General features: G+C 66.2%; 20 protein-coding genes. 8 read left to right on the forward strand and 12 right to left on the reverse strand.

Features of this window, described 5'->3' with window-relative positions; genetic code table 11:
* Nucleotides 1-141 precede the first annotated feature (141 nt).
* The 3 genes from ACQR1B_RS29860 to ACQR1B_RS29870 form a co-directional block, all read right to left on the reverse strand.
* Complete coding sequence (locus ACQR1B_RS29860; protein WP_434836246.1) at nucleotides 142-1,545, reverse strand: lipase family alpha/beta hydrolase; 1,404 nt, start codon at nucleotides 1,543-1,545, stop codon at nucleotides 142-144.
* 241 nt (nucleotides 1,546-1,786) lie between these two features.
* Nucleotides 1,787-2,101, reverse strand: coding sequence for a hypothetical protein (locus ACQR1B_RS29865; protein ID WP_434836247.1), 315 nt, complete (start codon nucleotides 2,099-2,101; stop codon nucleotides 1,787-1,789).
* Nucleotides 2,102-2,381: 280 nt separating this feature from the next.
* Nucleotides 2,382-2,519 (reverse strand): hypothetical protein, encoded by a 138-nt coding sequence (locus tag ACQR1B_RS29870; protein ID WP_434836248.1) that lies wholly within the window; start codon nucleotides 2,517-2,519, stop codon nucleotides 2,382-2,384.
* 195 nt (nucleotides 2,520-2,714) lie between these two features.
* Between ACQR1B_RS29870 and ACQR1B_RS29875 the strand changes: the two genes are divergently transcribed.
* Nucleotides 2,715-2,873 carry a hypothetical protein gene (locus ACQR1B_RS29875; protein WP_434836249.1) on the forward strand — a complete coding sequence of 53 codons (159 nt, stop codon included), beginning with the start codon at nucleotides 2,715-2,717 and terminating at the stop codon, nucleotides 2,871-2,873.
* Complete coding sequence (locus tag ACQR1B_RS29880; RefSeq protein ID WP_434836250.1) at nucleotides 2,870-3,160, forward strand: type II toxin-antitoxin system RelE/ParE family toxin; 291 nt, start codon at nucleotides 2,870-2,872, stop codon at nucleotides 3,158-3,160. Before ACQR1B_RS29875 ends, ACQR1B_RS29880 begins: the two co-directional genes overlap by 4 nt.
* Before the next feature lie 187 nt (nucleotides 3,161-3,347).
* Here the strand turns inward: ACQR1B_RS29880 and ACQR1B_RS29885 are convergent, their stop codons facing one another.
* The 3 genes from ACQR1B_RS29885 to ACQR1B_RS29895 all read right to left on the reverse strand — a co-directional run bounded on the left by ACQR1B_RS29885 (nucleotide 3,348) and on the right by ACQR1B_RS29895 (nucleotide 8,112).
* Complete coding sequence (locus tag ACQR1B_RS29885) at nucleotides 3,348-4,580, reverse strand: GGDEF domain-containing protein (RefSeq protein ID WP_434836251.1); 1,233 nt, start codon at nucleotides 4,578-4,580, stop codon at nucleotides 3,348-3,350.
* A 129-nt stretch (nucleotides 4,581-4,709) separates the two neighbouring features.
* On the reverse strand, nucleotides 4,710-6,218 hold the full coding sequence (locus ACQR1B_RS29890) for an AMP-binding protein (RefSeq protein WP_434836252.1): 1,509 nt from the start codon (nucleotides 6,216-6,218) through the stop codon (nucleotides 4,710-4,712).
* A gap of 67 nt (nucleotides 6,219-6,285) precedes the next feature.
* Nucleotides 6,286-8,112, reverse strand: a complete 1,827-nt coding sequence (locus ACQR1B_RS29895; RefSeq protein WP_434836253.1) for an extracellular solute-binding protein — start codon at nucleotides 8,110-8,112, stop codon at nucleotides 6,286-6,288.
* A gap of 260 nt (nucleotides 8,113-8,372) precedes the next feature.
* Here ACQR1B_RS29895 and ACQR1B_RS29900 point away from each other — a divergent pair, with 260 nt between their 5' ends.
* Entirely contained in the window at nucleotides 8,373-9,152 is a 780-nt protein-coding gene (locus tag ACQR1B_RS29900; RefSeq protein ID WP_434836254.1) for an invasion associated locus B family protein, read from the forward strand.
* A gap of 156 nt (nucleotides 9,153-9,308) precedes the next feature.
* Here the strand turns inward: ACQR1B_RS29900 and hspQ are convergent, their stop codons facing one another.
* Entirely contained in the window at nucleotides 9,309-9,641 is a 333-nt protein-coding gene (hspQ, locus tag ACQR1B_RS29905; RefSeq protein ID WP_008965329.1) for a heat shock protein HspQ, read from the reverse strand.
* Between the two features lie 129 nt (nucleotides 9,642-9,770).
* On the opposite strand from hspQ, the gene ACQR1B_RS29910 reads away from it, so the two are divergent.
* A complete protein-coding gene (locus ACQR1B_RS29910; protein WP_434836255.1) occupies nucleotides 9,771-10,724 on the forward strand; it encodes an AEC family transporter in 954 nt (317 codons plus the stop codon).
* A gap of 22 nt (nucleotides 10,725-10,746) precedes the next feature.
* Here the strand turns inward: ACQR1B_RS29910 and ACQR1B_RS29915 are convergent, their stop codons facing one another.
* Nucleotides 10,747-11,946 carry a UbiH/UbiF family hydroxylase gene (locus ACQR1B_RS29915; RefSeq protein ID WP_434836256.1) on the reverse strand — a complete coding sequence of 400 codons (1,200 nt, stop codon included), beginning with the start codon at nucleotides 11,944-11,946 and terminating at the stop codon, nucleotides 10,747-10,749.
* Between the two features lie 117 nt (nucleotides 11,947-12,063).
* On the opposite strand from ACQR1B_RS29915, the gene pcsA reads away from it, so the two are divergent.
* The 3 genes from pcsA (at nucleotide 12,064) to ACQR1B_RS29930 (ending at nucleotide 14,670) form a co-directional block, all read left to right on the forward strand.
* A complete protein-coding gene (gene pcsA, locus ACQR1B_RS29920; RefSeq protein WP_434836257.1) occupies nucleotides 12,064-12,798 on the forward strand; it encodes a phosphatidylcholine synthase in 735 nt (244 codons plus the stop codon).
* The gene (locus ACQR1B_RS29925; RefSeq protein ID WP_434836258.1) at nucleotides 12,795-13,520 is read left to right on the forward strand and encodes a TerC family protein; all 726 of its coding nucleotides are present in this window, start codon (nucleotides 12,795-12,797) and stop codon (nucleotides 13,518-13,520) included. Before pcsA ends, ACQR1B_RS29925 begins: the two co-directional genes overlap by 4 nt.
* Nucleotides 13,521-13,695: 175 nt before the next feature.
* Nucleotides 13,696-14,670, forward strand: coding sequence for a quinone oxidoreductase family protein (locus tag ACQR1B_RS29930; protein ID WP_434836259.1), 975 nt, complete (start codon nucleotides 13,696-13,698; stop codon nucleotides 14,668-14,670).
* 7 nt (nucleotides 14,671-14,677) lie between these two features.
* Here the strand turns inward: ACQR1B_RS29930 and ACQR1B_RS29935 are convergent, their stop codons facing one another.
* The 3 genes from ACQR1B_RS29935 to ACQR1B_RS29945 form a co-directional block, all read right to left on the reverse strand.
* Nucleotides 14,678-15,343 carry a YkgJ family cysteine cluster protein gene (locus tag ACQR1B_RS29935; RefSeq protein WP_434836260.1) on the reverse strand — a complete coding sequence of 222 codons (666 nt, stop codon included), beginning with the start codon at nucleotides 15,341-15,343 and terminating at the stop codon, nucleotides 14,678-14,680.
* A 203-nt stretch (nucleotides 15,344-15,546) separates the two neighbouring features.
* Complete coding sequence (locus tag ACQR1B_RS29940) at nucleotides 15,547-15,828, reverse strand: hypothetical protein (RefSeq protein ID WP_434836261.1); 282 nt, start codon at nucleotides 15,826-15,828, stop codon at nucleotides 15,547-15,549.
* Between the two features lie 301 nt (nucleotides 15,829-16,129).
* Nucleotides 16,130-17,326 (reverse strand): acetylornithine transaminase, encoded by a 1,197-nt coding sequence (locus ACQR1B_RS29945; RefSeq protein WP_434836262.1) that lies wholly within the window; start codon nucleotides 17,324-17,326, stop codon nucleotides 16,130-16,132.
* A gap of 395 nt (nucleotides 17,327-17,721) precedes the next feature.
* On the opposite strand from ACQR1B_RS29945, the gene ACQR1B_RS29950 reads away from it, so the two are divergent.
* Nucleotides 17,722-18,849, forward strand: coding sequence for a DUF2336 domain-containing protein (locus tag ACQR1B_RS29950; RefSeq protein WP_434836263.1), 1,128 nt, complete (start codon nucleotides 17,722-17,724; stop codon nucleotides 18,847-18,849).
* Between the two features lie 12 nt (nucleotides 18,850-18,861).
* On the opposite strand, the gene rimO is transcribed toward ACQR1B_RS29950, so the two are convergent.
* Nucleotides 18,862-20,187 carry a 30S ribosomal protein S12 methylthiotransferase RimO gene (rimO, locus tag ACQR1B_RS29955; protein ID WP_434836264.1) on the reverse strand — a complete coding sequence of 442 codons (1,326 nt, stop codon included), beginning with the start codon at nucleotides 20,185-20,187 and terminating at the stop codon, nucleotides 18,862-18,864.
* Between the last annotated feature and the right edge of the window lie 57 nt (nucleotides 20,188-20,244).

Below are 20,244 nucleotides of genomic sequence, written 5' to 3' on the forward strand. Positions count from 1 at the left end.
TGACTCTCCGAGGGTTCGAGTGTGGAAACCCAAACCTATCGGAAGGGCTCGCTCACCGCTCCCCCATGGAATCTACGGACCACGACTCGTCGCTGGATAAGTAACGCCCGACTTTGTAGCTCAGGCCTTGCGCCGCGCGTCTCAGGGCGTTCCGCGCAACGGCGCCAGTCCTGGATGCGAATTGACGAAGAACACGGCGCTCGATGGTGCGCTCGTCTGATGTGTGTCGCCCTCGAACCGCATGACATAGGCGCCGGGGAGGCGTGGCGCCGTCCACTGCGCCGAGATGTGCGTGATCTCCGGTCCCTGGTAATCGAGTGGCACTCCTCCACCATAGGCGACCAGAGCAGGCTTCACGGCACTGCTGCTCTGCAAGCCCGGGCGCGGCGCAGCGCTGACGCTCAGCCGTCCCCTGATGGTCGTGGTCGGCGTGTCCGGGATGATCAGCAGCTGCATGACTTCGCCGGGAGCAAAGCTGTGCTTGTGGAGGTTGATCGTGATGCCAGGCTCGGCCATCAGGAAGGCCCGCATGCGCGAGAGGCCGAAGATGTTGTCAAGCGCATCCGACAACTGGACGGTACCAAGGATTCCGACATGGTCGCCCGGCATCGAATACTTGCCGGAGTAGCTGCCCGCGAGGGCGCTATAGACAGGCACCGTGCCATCGCCATCCACCTTGATCGTCTCGACGAAATCCGTGCCGCGATAGAGATACGCGTTCGAGGTGTTCAGACCCGTGCCGGCGATGAGATAGTACGCGACACGGGACGGCCGATGCGCGATGTCGAGCTGCTGCCACGAGGTCGCGGCGGCGCGCGTGCTCGATGCCGTCAGCCCGTATTTGCCGGCGACGGCGGGGTCATAGACGTCCTGCTCCTGAGGAGTCAGAAGGGTGTCGAGCAGCACCTCGGTCCCGGGAATCGGAAAGCATTGGAAGCAGGCCGGGTAGCTCGGATTGTTGGCGATCCTGCGCAAGTCGTCCCGGCTCACGCCGAGCGAGCCCGCTTCACAGCCCAGCGCCTGACCCTGAGCGGTCGCTGCGCCCAGATGCGGCCCGCAAACAGCGATCAGGCGCTTGATCGTCCCAAACCACGGCTCGTTCCGGTATCTCTGGCTTTCCAGCACCAGCCGCGCCACCAGATTGCCCATCGAATGGCACACCAAGGTGACCGCCGTTGCCCCCGCGCCGACGGCCTGGGCGATGCGCCGTGCCAGCATCTCCGACGAGGCGACGAACGGCGCGTTCGATTGCCAGAGATCGACCCGCCAATCATAGTAGAAGTCGATGCGCTCGGCCTTGGGCTGGAGCCGGTTTGCGATCTCATCCAGCTTGTTCATGATCGGCCGATAGACCGGATACGCGTAGCCGTCGAACACCGGAAGCTCGGCCCAGATCCCGGTCGCTTTCACCTCCGGATTGAGCAGATCGCCGACGCGGTGGTAACCGTCCCAGACGATCTCTTCCACTGTCGGCGGCCATACCTGGGTCTCCCCCAGACTGAGGCACGACCCCGTGATGCCGGGGACCAGAATGATCGTCTCCATCGACACCTCCCTGGTGCTGACACCGACCGCGCGGACCTATCGGTCGCCGGTACGTTGTTGCCGCAAGGAAGCTATGTGCATTTCCGGATGAAGACAATCGAAAGTTGAACCCGCTGCCTGCGGCTAGCGGGGCGATCGGAGCGCTGTGGATGAAGCACGGTCGAGCGCCTCGGAGACCCAATCCTCGCGACGCCGCGCGTTGCGTCTCGCCGTAGACGCGGGCCAACAGCGTGCTCAAGCATCACAGATCGACTCTGACCTCGACCGCATCAGGGTTTTTGGCTTCGCCATATCGCTTGATCACAATGCTACCCCGCGTCAGTGGAAACGCCTTCAGGATCGGCGCGATGACACCGAACAGCTGATCGGCGTCGGGACCGTACATGAAGAGTACACAGCGTCCGCCGCCGAACTCGTCGCCGTCGAACTCGCCGACTCCGTGATGGTCGATCGCCTGCTGCAGCTTGGCTGTCAGATCGGCGATCTCTGCGCATTCGCGCTTCGACCCGAAGGAGCCTTCTCTCAAGGGAATATAGGCAATGACAGCCTGCTCCATGCGCCGTTCCAATCAGATGCTGACGGTACAATGTAGCACGCGTCGGGCGGATGAGCGAAGGGCAATCAGCTACTGCACGTGATCGGCGTGCTACGGTCCGTTGACGCTCCTACTTCCTCGTCATATCCATCACCCATGCCCGCTGCTCTTCCGTATCCGGCACGGGCACGCCGCGCTTCGGCTCGCAGGGACAGCGCGGTCGGGGATCGGGAACGACAGGAAGGCCATGCCTTGCAACTGGCACGGCGCCGCCTCGCGCTGCAGTCCGAGGTCGTGAACCTCAGCAGGCTGACGACGAGGGCAACCCCTTGCTCGCCCAGGCGCGGATCTCGTCGTCGAGCCAGTCTCCGGCCCGCGGCCGCGCTGCGATGGCAAGGCGGCCGGTGATGGGGAGGCCGATCCAGTGCAGGCGGGACATGGGGATGATCCTCGTCAGTGAACGTCATCCGGATGAGCGAAGCGACGTCCGGGCTGACGCTGCCGGCCACAATTGGGCACTCATGACAGCTGGCCGGCTTTGCGCTAATCTGCGTCCATGAAGACCAAAAAGCTCACAGATGTTCTCGAACGCGTCGAGGCTTGGCCGGCCGAGCTGCAAGACGAGCTTGCCGAGATGGCGCTCGAAATCGAGGCTGGCGTGACCGCTGGCGAATATCGGCCGAGCGATCTCGAATTGGCCGGCATCGATCGTGGCCTCCACGCCGCCAACGAAAGGCGCTTCGCCAGCGAGGAAGACGTCGAAGCCGCGTTCGCCAAATTCCGCCCCCGATGAGGGTCGTCTACACAGACGAAGCCCTCAGGGATCTCGCAGACATTGCCGAATGGCTCGCCGATCATTATCCAGCCGCCGCGCCGGCCGTCGCTCGGCGCATCAAGCGTGTCGTGGCCCATATTGGCCGATGGCCGTCGAGCGCACGTCGTGTCGTCGATCGCCCAGATGTCCGCGCAGCCCCGCTCGGTCGCTATCCCTATAAGATATTCTATCGTGTCAATGATGATACGGTCGAGATACTGCACATCCACCATGCCGCGCGGCAGCCATGGACCTCACAGACGTGAGCTTCGGCAGGCCGAAGCAGTCTACGATGGTGTGGGCAAACAGGCGCATGCGACGCCGCCGCGTCGCTTCGTGCCGACCACATTCCAGGCGGTGCCAATGATAAGGCCCGCGCCGCCTTGCGGCCGCCCTTTGCCACCACGAATCGGAGTTCGAATCTGCGCAATGATGTCGGCGGGCTGCCCCGCCTCACGACGCCGCGCGTTGCGCCTCGCCATAGACCCTGGCCAGCAGGGTGCGCGCGGTGTCGCCTGGCTGCAGCGCGGCGACGGTGACGGAGGGCTCCGTGCGCGTGTCGCGCTTGCCGTGGGAGGTGTGGCGCATCACGCTGGAGAGGCGGCGCGCGATGGCGTGGGCTGAGCGCAGGTCGGTTTCGGCGAACACGACGACGACGGAGCCGTTGTCCTCGTGGGTGCCGAAATCCATCCGCCGCATCAGGCGGCTGATGATGCGGGCGCCGTCATATTGCGCGCGCGGGTTGACCGGATCGAAGGCGAAGCGGGCGACGGCGAGGCTGCCGCCGTTCTTCTGGGTCTGGCTGACCGCGGTGGCGAAATCGCGCGCGAATGCGCTGCGAGTCAGCAGGCCGGTCCGCGGGTCGAGCATGCCGCCGGCTTCGATGGCGCGCAGGGTGCGATTGAGCCTGGTCTCGAACGCATGCTGCCGGATCAGGGGCAGGGCGCTGGCCGCGATGCGCCGCGGCTCGCCGGCGATGATCTCGAGATTGGCGAGTTCCTGAAGCGGGGCCGGCTGGTTGGCGGTGACGATCACGGCGAGGTTGCGGAAGCGCGTATCCTCGGCAAGCACCGCGAGGAACGCGTCGACCACGCGCGGTGAAAAACCTTCGCCCAGCACGATGCCGTCGATGTCGCGGCTCGACAGATGCTTGGCGGCGACCTCGATGCTCAGCGCGCCGACGACGGCGATGCGCTCGCCGAGCGCGACCGACAGCCCGGGAAGCGAGGCGCCGCGGCCGAGCAGCAGCACCGTCGCGTCGTCGAGCGGGTCGCTCTCGGGCAACGTCGCCTCCGGCGCCTTCTTCTCGTCGAGCCGGCGCAGCACTGTCGTGTGCAGCGTGCGGACGCGCAGCGCCGCGCGCAGGCGCGCCAGCAGGCGGTCGGTATCGTCGCTACCGTGCAAAGGGATGGCGTTGTCCGGCAGAGCCGTATCGCCCGGCGCGATCGCCATCATTGGAATATAGGGTTTGCGCGCACTCACTTGTCGCGACAGCGCGGCGACGTCCGCCGCGTCGGCGCCGTCCATCACGGCCAGCACCGCAGCGGGTTGGACCCGCGACACGGCCGCTGTCGCATCGGCCCATCGGGTTTCGGCTGTGGGAAGGATTTGCGCCGCTGCGAGGGCCGCGATCAGCGAAGGCCGCGTGGCATGAGAAACGATGAGGAGCGGGCCTTGTTGGGACATCCAGGAACTCAGGATACGCTGACGACGACGCGCGATCCTAGGTCCCTGATGTTAACGCGGCGTCAACACTGTTCCGAACGCCTCGGTTGCCGTTCGTTCGATCGCGACAACAGATTCGACGCGGCCATTTCAGCCGCCCGAGCTGGCGCGGTCGCGGAAGGCCTCGACCATCAGAGGATTGAGGCCGAGTTCGGCCAGCGCTTCGCGCGCGCGGGCATTGTCCATCGCGCGGCCGGCGAGCCGGTGACCGCTGAGCCGGTCGGGCAGGGCCGTCAGCAGCGCGCCCTGGCCGAGGCGGCGCGACCATTCGTGCAGATCCTGCGCGAGGAAGCGGTAGCCGCCCACGGCCATCACCCCGGCGGGCGGCGCCGTGATCGAGATTGTGTCGTGGGCCCGGTCGAGGCGTACGGCGTATTCGGTGTCGACGAAATCGCGCGGCGGCGCGGGCATCAGCGAGTCGCTCGGCGGCGACGGCGGCGCGTAGGCGGCAAGCACGACCATCGGCCCGCGCAGGCCGAGCGTGCCCTTGGGCGTCACCACGATCTCGCCGGAGATCGACGATCCCGGCTGCTCGCGCGGCGCGCCCTGGCGCCCGGGCTTGACCGGCCCCGGCAGGCCGTCGGCCGAGGTGCGGCGCACGGCGAACAGGCCGGCTTCACCGAACAGATAGACATCGGTCAGCTCGATATCGCGCGTGCTCCAGGACGGGCTCGACGCGACCTGCTCGGGCGCACGCCACATTCCGAGCACGTAACGCAGGTTCGGCAGCCGGGCCGCGAGGTCACCCTCGTCGAGACGCAAGGCGAGTTGCGCCGGTGCGATCAACGTATCGCAGGCCAATTCCGCGAGCTGCTGGTCGAGCGCATCGGCGTCGAACGGGTGGTGCAACGCAAGGGTGCCGCCTGACAGCAGCCACGTCACGACGGAGGCTGCGAGACCGGCGAAGGATGACGGCAGAAACGCCGACATCATGTTCACGCCCTGCGGCAGATCGCTCTCGAGCGAGATCGCGAGCCCGCCGGCGATCAGGCTGAGATGGGTGCGCGGCACGGCGCGGAAGCCGTCGGCGGTGACGTCGAACGAGACGATCGCGGCCTTGCGGCCGTCGGGCATGATCCCCCGCGTCGTGCGCGACGGCTTGGCGATCGACTGATCGAGCGAGTACATGCCCTCGGGCAGGTCGGAGCCGAAGCCGCAGACGTGGCGGATCGAGAACGCCTCGGCTGCCGCGTTCATCGCTAGGTCGGCGTGGATCACGCCGTCGATCTTCGACATCGTGACGATCGCCCGGGCGCTGGTGCGGTTCAGCGCCGCCACCAGCTCGGACTGCCGCCACAGCAGCGGGAACAGGGCAACGACCAGGCCGGCGCGATGCGCGGCCAACACGGTCAGCACGAACTCGATGGTGTTGGGCAATTGGACCGCGATCACCGAATGCGCGGGCAGGCCGGCGTCGATGAAATGCGCCGCCAGCGCCGAGATCACGCGATCGGCTTCCGCATAGGTGAGTCGCATCGGCGGCCGGCCGGTGACGCGCTGCTTGTTGATCGGATCGATCAACGCAACCGCATCCGGCTTGCGCGCCAGGATGCGTTGAAACAACGCGTCGAGCGTCGGCGACGTATTGGCCTGATTCACCTGTTGCCCCGTACTTTCACGGACCCGGCCAAAACCAATTTGTCCCCAGACCAACTGCCCCGGTTGGTCATTTGGGTGCCGGCTCCGGCCGCTGCCACCAGCTCTCCGGGAGTGCTCCCGTCAAAGCTGTCCTCTTTGGCCGTTCTATACGATTCCACCGAGCAATCCATTCCTCGGCGGCATTGAGCACTGGAATAGCGTAGAATCCCGCCATCAGGGTACGGTCCAACGCGCGAACCGTCGAGATAAATTCCGTCCTGTCGCGGGCCCGCAACAGCGCGGCGATCATGGCGTCGACGGCCGGGTCCTTGGCGCCCATGTAGTTCCGCGTGCCGGTCCGGTCGGCGGCCTCGCTGCCCCAGTAGAACGCCTGCTCGTTGCCGGGCGACAGCGACTGGTCCCAGCGGTTCTGGATCATGTCGAACTCGAAGCTCAGGCGCCGCTGGTCGAACTGGACGGGATCGACCACCCTGATCGACGCATTGATGCCGGCGCGCTTGAGGCTGCCGGCAAAGGCCAGCGCAATGCGCTCCTGATCGCGTGTCGTGACCAGGATCTCGAAGGCGAGCGGCTCCCGGGTCGTCCGGCGGCGCAACACCGTGCCGTCCAGCCCGTAGCCGGCCTCGGCCAGCAGATCGAGCGCGGCCTTCAATGTGGCGCGGTCGCGCCCGGAGCCGTCGCTGACTGGCAGGCGGTAGCTGCCGTCCATGATGTCGGCCGGGATCTGCGCTGCGAACGGTCGCAACAGCTCGCGCTCGGTCACATCGGCTGCGCGCCCATAAGCCGACAGCTCGGAGCCGGCGAAATAGCCGCCGTTGCGGCGGTACAGGCCGAAGAAGTAGTTGCGGTTGATCCATTCGAAATCGAACAGCAAGGTCAGCGCGCGGCGGACCCTGAGGTCGGCGAACACCGTGCGCCGGGTGTTGAACACCAGGAACTGCGAGGGTTGCGGCATTCCGGAGGTGACGCTGTCGCGGATCACCTCACCGCTGCGCGCCGCCGGAAAATCATAGCCGTCGTGCCAGCGCAGCGGCTCGGTTTCGACCCGGAAGTCGTACAGGCCGCGCTTGAAGGCCTCGAACTGGCCGTTGGACTCGCGATAATAGTCGAGCCTGACCTCGTCGAAGTTCCACAATCCGCGGTTGACCGGCAGGTCGAGTCCCCAATAGTCGGGGTTGCGGGTCAGGGTGACGCTTGCGCCGGGCCGCACCGCCGTCACGCGATAGGGCCCGGAGCCGAGCGGTGCCGCCATCGTGGTGTCCTCGAAGGTCGCGACGTCGGTGGCATGCTCCGCCAGAATCGGCATCAGGCCGAGAATCAGCGGCAGCTCGCGATCTTCCGTGCCGCCGAAATCGAATCGGATCGTCGTGGGATCGAGCACCTCGGCCTTGGCGACCTTGCCGTAGAACTGCCGGTGGTTGGGCCGGCCGTGATCGCGCAGCAGGGCAAAGGAGAATGCGACGTCCTCGGCGCGCACCGGCTGGCCATCGGAGAATCGGGCGCGGGGATCGAGATGGAACGTGACATAGGTGCGGCGGTCATCGGTCTCGACACCGCGGGCCAGGAGCCCATACAGCGTGAAAGCCTCGTCATTGCCACGCGTGAGCAGGCTTTCAACCACATGGCTGCGGATTTGCTGCACTGCGACGCCGCGAACGATGAAGGGATTCAGGCTGTCGAAGGTGCCGAGCAGTCCCCACACGAGACGGCCGCCCTTGGGCGCATCCGGGTTGGCGTAGGGCATGTGGTCGAAATCGGTCGGCAAGGCCGGATTGCCGTGCATGGCAATCGCCGCAGTTTCGGCGGCATGTGCACTGCAAGTGTAGACCTGCGGCAACAACGCCAGGATGACGGCGATCCATGCCACCGCGGCGAGGAACATGCGCTGCAGCATCAGGATCGGGGCGCAAGCATTTGATTCGGAACGGGCCACTCGGGGCTTTTACCACAGGCTCGCCCGCGCTAGACCGCGGCTTAGACATGGTCTCGCGGCATTGATCTTTCCGCGCACCGCGTTATGAAGGCGGGCGATTGAGCAGGGCGGCAACGCCTGTCACTTAACCGCCTCATTTCCTGAGGAGACAGCCGCTTCAACGGCTTGGTGTGGCGCCTTTGGCGGTCTCGGGCGCTGCCGTTCAGAAAGGGTTTTCCGCAATGAATTTCCGTGACTTGGCCTCGTCGGTTGGGCCGCGTGGGCGGCTCGTCGCCCTGCTGGCGGTCACCGCGCTGGCCGTTCCCTTCGCTTCGGCAGCGCAGGCGCAGGCTCCGGCGCCTGCTGCGCCCAAAGCGAAGGCTCCGGCTGCCGCCCCCAAGGCTCCCGCTCCGGCCGCGCAGGCCCCCGCCGCTCCTCCCGCCGCCGGCCAGCCGCAGCAACAGGCCCAGCAGGAGATGCCGCAGCTGATCTACGCGCCGTGGACCAAGTTCTGCCTGAAGGGGCAGGACGCCAATGCCAAGCAGGTCTGCTTCATCGGCAAGGATGGCCGCATCGAGTCCGGTCAGCCTGTGGTTGCAGCCGTGATCATCGAGCCCGAAGGCGAGCCGAAGAAGATTCTGCGCGTGACCCTGCCGCTCGGCATGCAGCTGCAGCCCGGCACCCGCATCGTGGTCGATCAGAACCAGGCGCTACAGAGCGGCTACGTCATCTGCTTCCAGAACGGTTGCATGTCGGACTACGAAGCGACTCCGGACTTCCTGGCCAGCCTGAAGAAGGGCCAGAACCTCTACGTCCAGGCGATCAACTCGAACGGCACGGCACTAACCTTGCCGCTGCCGCTGCAGGAAGGCGGCAGCAGCTTCGCCAAGGCCTATGACGGCCCGCCGACCGATCCGAAGGAGTTCGAGAAGACCCAGCAGAAGCTGCAGGAAGAGCTGCAGAAGCGCGCCGAGGAGCAGCGCAAGAAGCTCGAGCAGACTCAGCCGCCGGCGAAGCAGTAACGCTCGTCGCAGCCGGGACATCCGAGAAACGAAAAGCGCTCCGATCGGGGCGCTTTTTTTGTCGGCAGCGATCGTCGACGGTAGCGATTGCGCGAATGAGCCGGGCCTTAATCCAGCTCGGCCGGGCGAGGCCGACGCGAGCCTGCGCGGGCTCCCTCAGTTCAGCAACGGATTGCGTGGCCGGTAGCCGCCGGACTTGTCCTTGATGAAGATCTCGGCAACCTGGGAGTGTCGGATCGGTTCGCCTGATTCGTCCGGAACGAGATTCTGCTCGGAGACATAGGCGACGTATTCGGACTCCGCGTTCTCAGCCAGCAGATGGTAGAACGGCTGGTCCTTGTGCGGACGAACCTCCTCGGGGATCGAGAGCCACCATTCCTCGGTGTTGTTGAACTCGGGGTCGATGTCGAAGATCACGCCCCGGAACGAGAACACCCGATGCCGGACGATCTGGCCGATCTGAAACTTGGCAGTTCGCGCTTTGATCATGCTAGTCGAATAGACCAGGATTGAGGCCGATGCTAGTGCCCCACGGGCGGATTTAATCTAGACAGCGCTGATTCGGCGCCGTTCCGCGCCCGCGTCCCAGGCCCGCACCGGGTCAGCCCGACGAGACCCATGTTCGACATTCTCAACCTGGCGTTGCCATATTTCGGCGTCGTTTTCATAGGGTTCGCCTGCGGTAAGTGGAAGAGGCTGCCGGAGGCCGGCCTGTCCTGGATGAACTTCTTCCTGCTCTACGTGTCGCTGCCGGCCCTGATGTTCAACCTCATCGCCCGCACGCCATTTGCGGAGCTGAGCAACCCTCCCTTTCTGGTTGCAACGACGCTCGCGACGATGCTCACCTTTACCCTGGCGCTCGTCCTCGGCAAGGTGATCGGCCGGCTGTCGTTGCGCGAAGCGACCATGGCCGGGCTCGCAGGCGGCTACGGCAATATCGGCTACATGGGGCCGGGGCTCGCGCTCTCCGTACTCGGCGCCAAGGCGGCGGCGCCGACCGCGCTGATCTTCTGTTGCGACAGCATCTTCCTGTTCTCGATCGTGCCGCTGCTGGTGGAACTCACCGAGCGCGACCATGCCTCGCTCTGGCATGTACTGCGGACCGTGCTGCGCCAGATCCTGCAGAATCCGCTGCTCATGGCGACGGCAGCCGGCATCGGGGCCGCGGCATTCCAGCTCCATCTGCCGATCGCTGTCGACCGCACCGTGCAGTTCCTGCAGAACGCCGCGGCGCCGACGGCGCTGTTCGCGCTCGGCGTCACCGTGGCACTCCGCCCGTTCGAGCGCCTGCCATGGGAGGTGCCGGTGCTGACGGTGGTGAAGCTCGTCATTCACCCGCTGATATCGTTTGGGCTGATGCTGCTGTTCGGGCCGTTCGCGCAGCCCTGGGCCGCGACCGCGGTGCTGATGGCGGCATTGCCGCCGGCGCTCAATGTGTTCGTCATCGCGCGCCAGCACGACAGCTGGATCGAGCCGGCCTCATCGGCGGTGCTGGTCGGCACCTTCGCCTCGGTGGTCACGCTGACCAGCGTGATGTGGCTGATCCAGAGCGGTCGCCTGATGTTTCCCTGACGTGCGGTTTCCCTGATCGCCGTCAGCCGGCCTTGCGCGACGTGCGCCAGGACGGTGCCAGGCCCTCGCGCATCGCCAGCCGCCGCAGCGGGCCGATGCCGCCGATCATGTGCATGCCGACGGCGCGCAGCGACTGCATCGGCAGGAAATCGCTGAGCAGGGAGCGGTTGGCGACGTCGATGACGAAGGTGCGGCTCAGGATGTCGGCGCGGCGCGCAGCGCCGTAGCGTGCAATCACCTGCGGCGCGCCCACATCCTCACCGGCCGCCTTGGCGTTGCGCACGATGTCGGCGAGGTCGATGCCGTCGCGCAGGCCGAGGTTCAGGCCCTGCGCGCCGATCGGCGGCACCACATGCGCGGCCTCGCCGATCAAGGCAATGCGGTTCTGAGCGTAGCGATGCGGCCGTTCGATCGCGAGCGGAAACAGGTGCCGTCCCGGCTCGACTTGCACGCGGCCCAGAATCGAATGCGACTGCCGCTCGGCGGCCGCCGACAGGGCGTCGTCGTCGAGGGCGAACAGCCGGTCGGCCTCCTTCGGCGCCGCGACCCAGACGACGCTGCAGCGATCGCCCGGCAGCGGCACGAAGACGCACGGTCCGTGCGGCGTGTGGAACTCCGTCGACGCATTGTGATGCGGCCGCGCGTGGGTGATGTTGAAGGTCAGCGCGGACTGCTGCAGCGTGCGTCGGCCGACGCCGATGCCGGCCGCCTCGCGGCACAGCGAATGGCGGCCATCGGCGCCGACCACGAGCTGGGCGGTCAGCACGCGGCCGGATGCTGTGGTGACCGTCACCCCCTCGGCGTCGGTGCGGACGCTCTCGGCGTCTTCGGCAACCCGCGTCAGTTCGCCTGTCTCGCTCGCGCGCTGCTCCAGCGCCTCGACCAGAACCGCGTTGGCGATGTTGTAGCCGAACACGTCAAGACCGATCTCGTCGGCCATGAAACGCACCTCCGGCGCGCGGATCAGGCGGCCGGTATCATCGACCAGCCGCATCGTCTTCAGGCCCGCAGCGCGATCGCGGCACGACGACCAGACGCCGATCTCGTCGAGGAAGTCGACGGAGCCGCCGAGCAGGGCGGTGGTGCGGTTGTCGGCATAGGGAGCCTGCCGGGCAACGAGGGCCGTGCGGGCGCCGGTCTGTGACAGCGCAATGGCGGCCGCGAGCCCCGCCGGTCCGCCGCCGACGACGATGACATCGAAGCTGGTGTCTGCATTGGTCATACCGGAACATTTGACGTTCCCGCGCTCTTTTTCAAGAGCCGCGCGGACGCCTGCGCGGCGCATCGTCGCAATCGCGGATATGCAATTGCCCGCGATTCCTGATAGCACTGGCGCTGCATGGATCAGTTGAGACCAGAGAGCGCCATATCGGCCACGCCGGCGCATCGCGCCGCCGCCATGTCGGTGCACGTCTTCACCGCGCTCGGCGCCGGCGTCGCGCTGCTCGCCATGCTGCAGGCGGTGCGCGAGCACTGGACCGCGATGTTCTGGTGGCTCGGCCTGGCGCTCATCATCGACGGCATCGATGGGCCGTTGGCGCGCCGGCTCGACGTCGGCCACGTCCAGCCGGACTGGTCCGGCGACGTGCTCGATCTCGTGGTGGATTTCACGACCTATGTGTTCGTGCCGGCCTATGCGATCACCGCGAGCGGCATGCTGCTGCCGCTGGCTGCGCCCGTGATCGGCGTCGGCATCGCGGTGACCGGGGCGCTGTATTTCGCCGACCGCCGGATGAAGAGCGACGACAATCATTTTCGCGGCTTCCCCGGCCTGTGGAACATCGCTGCGTTCTATTTGTTCCTGCTGCAGCCGCCGCCGCTGCTCGCGACCCTCGGCCTCGCGATCCTGATCGCGCTGACCTTCGTTCCGTTCCATGTCATTCACCCGGTGCGCGTCGAGCGTCTGCGCTGGCTGACGCTGCCGCTGGTCGCGCTGTGGGGCGTGCTGGTGATCTACGCGCTCAGCATGAATTTTGCCGTGAGTCCGGTCGTCACGGCGGTGCTGTGCGCCATCGGCCTGTACATCGTCGCGAGCGACTCCGCGATCCGCCTGTTGAGATCCTTGAAAGCATGATCGACCTCCTGACCAGCCCTGAAGCCTGGGCCGCACTGCTCACTTTGACCGCCCTCGAGATCGTTCTCGGCATCGACAACGTCATCTTCCTGTCGGTGATCACCTCGCGCATCCCGCAACCGCAGGCGACCCGCGCGCGGCAGATCGGCCTCGCGCTGGCGCTGGTCTTCCGCATCCTGCTGCTCAGCGTGCTGGTCTGGCTGATCGGCCTGACGCAGCCGGTGTTCTCGATCCGCGGGCTCGGCTTCTCGTGGCGCGACATCATCCTGATCGCCGGCGGCCTGTTCCTGATCGCAAAGGCCACGCACGAGATCCATGGCGAGGTCGAGGCCCGCGAGGACGACGGCCCGCAGAGCGGCGGCGGGAACAAGTTCTTCTGGGTGATCGTGCAGATCATCGTCATCGATCTCGTGTTCTCGCTGGACTCGATCATCACCGCGATCGGCATGGCGAAGGACCTCGAGATCATGATCGCCGCGGTCATCATCGCCGTGATCATCATGTACGTGTCCTCGGGACCGGTGGCGCGTTTCGTGGCGAACCATCCGACCACCAAGATGCTGGCGCTTGCCTTCCTGGTCCTGATCGGCGTCGCGCTGGTCGCCGACGGGTTCGAGTTCCACATCCCGCGCGGCTACATCTATTTCGCCATCGTCTTCGCTTTGGCCGTCGAGGCCTTCAACGTGATGGCATCGCGCAACCGCAGGAAGCGCAAGGCGTGACGAGCTGAGTTGACAACGCCGTCGTGATCGCCTTCGCTTTTGCCACAGCCGCGCCTGCGGCCGTGGTCCGGCTCGTTCGACAGGGCCGGATCTGCGATAAGAATCAGGGTTGTTGAGCGTTCTGAGGTCGGATTCCCGGGTCCGGCCACGGCGAGTCCGAAGAGGAGACGGCGGGATGGCCAAGGCGGTGCGCGTGCACAAGGTGGGAGGCCCCGAGGCGCTCGTCTATGAACCGGTCGATCTGGCCGCCCCCGGCCCGGGCGAGGTCCGCATCCGCCAGCACGCGATCGGACTGAACTTCATCGACGTGTATTACCGCACCGGCCTCTACAAGGCGCCGGGCCTGCCGTTCATCGCCGGCAACGAGGCGGCCGGCGAGGTGATCGCGGTCGGGCCGGGCGTGACCAACTTCCATCCCGGCGATCGCGTCGCCTACTACGAGAATCTCGGCGGCTACGCGACCGAGCGCAACATCGGCTGGCAGCGCCTGGTCAAGCTGCCCGACCACATCACCTACGAGCAGGGCGCCGTGCTGATGCTCAAGGGGCTGACGGTGTGGTATCTGCTGCACAAGACGTTCAAGGTCGAGCCGCATCATCGCGTGCTGATCCACGCCGCAGCCGGCGGCATCGGCCTGCTCGCCTGCCAATGGGCGCGCGCGCTCGGCGCCCATGTCATCGGCACCGTCGGCTCCAAGGCCAAGGCCGATCTCGCACTGGCCAATGGCTGCGATCACGTCATCCTCTACAACGAGGAGGACTTCGTCGCGCGGGTGAGGCAGATCAGCCGCGGCGAATTGTGCGACGTGGTCTATGACGGCGTCGGCAAGTCGACCTTCCCCGGATCGTTGTCCTGCCTGAAGCCGCGCGGCCTGTTCGTCAGCTTCGGCAACGCCTCGGGGCCGGTGCCGCCGTTCTCGATCGCCGAACTGAACAGTCATGGCTCGCTGTTTGCCACCCGGCCGAAGCTCAACGACTATATCGGCAAGCGCTCCGAGTTGCTGGAGGGCGCGGACACGCTGTTCTCGGCTATCATCAGCGGCAAGCTGCACGTCCCGATCAACCACGCCTATGCGCTGAAGGATGCGGCCAGGGCGCACGCTGATCTCGAAGGCCGCGCCACCACCGGCGCCTCGATCCTGAAGCCGTGATTGTCGACTAGGTCGGGTCGCCGATCCTCGCCGCGCCGTCGGCGGCACGGCTCCACAGCATCGCGTTGACTTGGCCTGCCGTCGGCTGTGCGATCCGGGCCGGCGCCAGACTGTCCTTGCCGTCGAGCCAGGCGCGCTCGCGCTCCGGAGCGCCGAGGGCCAGCACGAGGCCCTGGTTCAACTCATACAGGTGGGCGGCAAGGCCGGCCTCCGCGAGGGCCGCCCTCAGCGCATCCTGAATCAATCCGCGCAGGGCGACATGAGGTGCCGAGATCGGGACCTCGACATCACGTCCCGCCATCGCCTGGATGCAGGCGCGCCGATCGAACGACGCATGCCCGCGGCAGGCTAGGGGACGTGCGGGGTGGATGATACAGGCGCCGCGCACCGCGAAGGGGCAGGGCTGGCGCAACGCCATCCGCTCGGTCTCGCCCAAGCCCCGCGTCGCGCGATTGGCGAGTTCGACTCGGCGTGACAGCGGGCCGAGTGCCGTTGCCGGCATCTGCGCGTCGATCTGGCGGATGTAGCGGGCGAGCAGAAAGATTTCGGGCGCCGTCGCGGTGACACGCAGTGCACAGCAGGCGGGGCAGCCCTTCGTGCATGCCAGCGCCGGCAGATGAGCCGACTGCGCGCCGATATTGGCCTCGAACAGGTTGAACGCCTGATCGGTCAAGGCTTCGACCGCCGGCCCTGATCCGGGCAAGTTGGCGAGAAGGACACGAAAGCTCTGCTGCAATTCGCCGAAGACCGATTGCACCATGCCGTTCTCCCGTCCCGCCGTGACATCATGATCGACCGCGGCGGACCCGGCCCACCGCGGTCGACAGGGATGAGGCCGAGAGGACGCCCGCTGCCTCATCCAGACTGGCTCCGATGTCAGGCGGCGACGTCCCTCAGAATCGCTTCGAAGCAGGGACGGGGGATCCGGAAAAAGCCCCGGCCGCCCGCGAAGGTCTGATAATGCGGGCGCGCCAGTTGCAGCAGGCGCTCATACCATTGGTTGGCGGTCAGGCCGGCCGGCTTCTCGCCGATCGAGTTGATGTCGGAGTTCGGGAAGAAGCGAACGTGGATCAGCACGTCCTCAGTGGCGGCGGCCGGCGCGATGTGGCTCCTGGTCCCTTCGACGGGCAGCACCCGAGCCAGATTGTCTCTCGCCATTCTTGCATCTCCTTGTGTCGTGCCGACCTCGTCGTCGGCGGAATGAACATCAGCTTGGTCCCGGCAAGCCTCGTCCCTCCGAGCTGATCACATCCCGTCCAACGCTGTATCCTTTCGAATACAACGTAAGTCATCGGATCGCAGGTATTTGGCCATGGCAGGATCGTTGTTCAGGGGGCGGACTGTCTTTGATCCAAATCAATCGAAGCGACAGCAGGGCGTCATGTTCGTTGCCCCGTCCGTGGGCAGTCGAGACGCAGGCTTCTCCATCGGACAAGCCTGCGTCATGCACCATGATGCATCAGGCCACGCAGCGTGCAGCGCCGACCTTGGTCAGGATGCCGTCGAGCGTGTCGGTCATGGCCGCGATCTCGTCGCGGGTCACGTTGAGGGCCGGCATGAAGCGCAGCGTGTCCGGTCGCGGCGCATTCAGCAGCAGGCCGAGCTCGAAGGCATGGGCGACGATCGCCGGCGCGATCGGCCTGACGACGTCGAGCGCGAGCAACAGGCCACGACCGCGCACCTCGCCGAGCCCATGGCGCGCCGAGATGCGCTGCAGCTCGCTTTCCAGATAGATGCCGTTGTCCACGACGCCTTTCAGAAAATCCGGCTTCGCGACAACGTCGAGCACGGCAAGCCCGGCCGCACACATCAGCGGATTGCCGTTGAAGGTGCCACCTTGATCGCCATGCTCGAAGCAGGACGCCGCCTCCGTTGCCAGCAATGCAGCGAGCGGGACGCCGCCACCGATGCCCTTGCCGAGCGTCATGACGTCCGGAAGGACGTCGGCGTGCTCATAGCCGAACAGTTTTCCGGTCCGGCCCATGCCGGTCTGGATCTCGTCAACGATGAGGAGCAGCCCATGCCTGGTCGTCAGCGTCTGCAATTGCTGCAGGAACTTGGCGGTTGCGGGCCACACGCCGGCTTCGCCCTGGATCGGCTCCAGCATGATCGCGACCGTATTGTCGGAGATCAGCGCCTCGACCGAGGCGATATCGTTCAGGCGGGCCTTGGGAAAGCCGGGCACCTTCGGCTCGAACAGCGGCTCGAACGCCTTCTTGCCCGAGGCCGACATCGTCGCCAGCGTGCGGCCGTGGAAGCCGCCCTCGAAGGTGATGATCTCGTAGGCGCCGTTCTTGCGCAGGGCACCGTATTTTCGCGCCAGCTTGATGGCGCCCTCATTGGCCTCTGCGCCGGAGTTGGTGAAGAACACCTGGTCGAAGCACGAGCGCTGGGTAAGCGCCTTGGCCAGTTGCAGACTGGTGTCGTTGAAATAGGCCGGGCTCGGCGTGATCAGCCGGGAGGCCTGGTCGCCGAGCGCCTTGGCAAGCTCCGGCGGCGCATGGCCGAGCGCGTTCACGGCCCAGCCCTGGATGAAGTCGAGATAGCGCTTGCCGCCGTCGTCCCACAGCCACGAGCCCTTGCCCTGGACGAACACGGTGCGCGGACGCGCCGTGATCTCCATCAGGGAGTCATACGGATGGGAGGCGGTCAGCATGTTCAGTCTCCTATGGTCAGGGGGAAAACGATGGGCCGAAAAGCGAAAAGGCCGCTCCTTTGCGGGAGCGGCCTTTCGAAAACCTGAGCTGATGAGCTAGCTGATCAGCAACGTCTTCGGACATGGCGCGCCCCGGCATCGTCACGGCGGTGACGACGGCAAACGGCGGCGCGGCGGTTGGTCCGGTTGAAGATCATGCGGCGCCCATACAGGTAAATTGCGGCCGGTGTCAAGACGCCGGTCGCCAGCGGTTCGGGATCGATCCGCCTCCTCAGCCCGTGCGCTGACCGCACCGGGCGTTCGGCTCGCAACGGTTAGTTACAATTTTACCAAACATTTAGCCGCTGCGTTTACCATCCGCCTCAGCCAGAATTTTCAAGCGCTCAGAACAGGCGATGTCCAACCCCCATCTCACGATCGCCGAGGAAGTGCAGGCGGCGATTGCCACCGGCTCAGCCGAACGCTGCTCCGGCGTGGCCGCGCGGGTCGCATCCCTGTTCATCGCCACGGCCGGCAGCCTGGACGTCGAGCAGCAAGCCCTGTTCGCGGACGTTTTCGAGCGCCTCGTCAACACGATCGAGCTGCGCGCGCTGGCCGATGTCGGCGCCCGCATCGCGCTCGCCGAGCTCAGCGCCCAGCTCGCGCCGGTGTCGCAGGCACCCGCCGCGGTGATCCGGCGGCTCGCCCATCACGACGACATCACGGTAGCCGGACCCGTGCTATCCGAGTCGCCACGGCTCAGCCCCGAGGATCTGGTCGAAATCGCCGGCAGCCAAGGCGAGAAGCACCTGATCGCCGTCGCCGGTCGCTGGTGGCTGCAGGAGATCGTCACCGACGCGCTGTTGGCGCGCCGCTTTCCGAGTGTCAGCCGCAAGCTGATGAAGAACCCCGGTGCCCGAATCTCGGCGGCCGGCTTTTCGATCATCCTGGCGCAGGCGGAAGGCGATCCCGAACTGGCCGTCGCCACCGGCATTCGCGCCGATCTGCCGGCCGGGTTGCGCCGGACAATGCTGCAGGGCGCAACCGAGGCGGTGAAGGCGCGGCTTCTCGCGGCGGCGCCTCCGCATCTCTATGAGGAAATCCGCGGCGCGATCGCCGCAGCCGCCGCGGGCGCGGAGCGAGGCATGTCGCGTTCGCGCGACTTCGGCAACGCGAAGCTGACGGTGGCGAAGTTGAAGCAGACCGGCAAGCTCAGCGAGGCGCTGCTGCTCGATTTTGCCCGTCAGCGGCGCTATACCGAGACGATCGCGGCCATCGCGGAGCTGGCAAAATGCAGCATCGAGCTGGTGCGGCCGTTGATGCAGAGCCTGCGCAGCGACGGCATCCTCGTGCCGTGCAGGGCTGCCGGGCTGGGCTGGACCACGGTGGCGGCGATCCTCGACAGCCGGTTCGTGTCGGGCGAGACGAAGCCCGACGAACTGATCAAGCTCAAGAACAGATATCTCGAACTGACGGCCGACGAGGCGCGACGGCTGCTGCGGCTGTGGACCATCAGGGCGAGTTCGTCCCCGAAGACGAACTGACCGGGCGCCCGATCAGAACCCGGCCACGGTGGCGTGCAGGTCGTATTCGTCGGCGCGCTCGATCTTCGCCGTGACGATCTCGCCGACCCGCAGCGGCCGCCGGCTGGACAGGTAGACCGCGCCGTCGATATCGGGCGCATCCGCCTTGGAGCGCCCCTTGGCGACGGTCGGGCCGACCTCGTCGATGATGATCTGCTGGCGGGTGCCGACCTTGCGCTTGAGCCTGCGCGCCGAGATCTTCTGCTGGCGCGCCATCAGGGCATCCCAGCGCTCCTGCTTGACGTCGTCCGGGACCTGGCCGGGCAGGGCATTGGAGGTCGCGCCCGCGACGGGCTCGTATTTGAAGCAGCCGAGCCGGTCGATCTCGGCCTCATCCAGCCAGTCCAGCAGGTAGGCGAAATCTTCGTCCGTCTCGCCGGGGAAGCCGACGATGAAGGTGGAGCGCAACGCCAGATCGGGGCAGGTCGTCCGCCACGCCTTGATCCGGTCGAGCGTCTTGTCCTGTGCGGCCGGCCGCCGCATCGCCTTGAGGACGTTGGGGCTGGCATGCTGGAACGGGATGTCGAGATAGGGCAGCACCTTGCCCTCGGCCATCAGGCCGATGACCTCGTCGACATGCGGGTAGGGGTAGACGTAGTGCAGCCGGACCCAGGCGCCGAGATCCCCGAGCTCGCGGGCGAGATCGAGGAAGCGGGCCCTGACGGTGCGGTCCTTCCAGGTGCTTTCGGCGTATTTCAGGTCCAGCCCGTAGGCGGAGGTGTCCTGCGAGATGACCAGCAGCTCCTTGACGCCGGCTGCGACCAGCCGTTCGGCCTCGCGCAGCACGTCGGCGGCCGGCCGCGACACCAGATCGCCACGCAGCTTCGGGATGATGCAGAAGGTGCAGCGGTTGTTGCAGCCCTCGGAGATCTTCAGATAGGCGTAGTGGCGGGGTGTCAGCTTGATGCCCTGGGGAGGCACCAGGTCGAGATGCGGGTTGTGCACTGGCGGCGACGCCCGATGGACGGCGTCCAGTACGCTTTCGTACTGCTGCGGACCGGTGATCGAGAGCACGCCGGGATAGGCCTGCTCGATCTGTTCCGGCTCGGCGCCCATGCAGCCGGTGACGATGACCTTGCCGTTCTCGGCCATGGCCGAGCCGATCGCCGACAGCGATTCCTGCTTGGCGCTGTCGAGGAAGCCGCAGGTGTTGACGATGACGACGTCTGCGCCGTCATGCTGGCGAGCGAGCTCGTAGCCCTCGGCGCGGAGCCGCGTGATGATGCGCTCGGAATCGACCAGCGCCTTCGGACATCCGAGCGAAACAAAGCTGATCTTGGGCGCGGAACCCTGCTGCATCTTGGGACTGCCTGATGGGATGGGCGTCAGCTAGTCCGAATTGCCCAGAAAGACAAG

Origin of the sequence: Bradyrhizobium oligotrophicum (assembly GCF_051168495.1) — a bacterium.
Lineage (GTDB): Bacteria > Pseudomonadota > Alphaproteobacteria > Rhizobiales > Xanthobacteraceae > Bradyrhizobium > Bradyrhizobium oligotrophicum_A.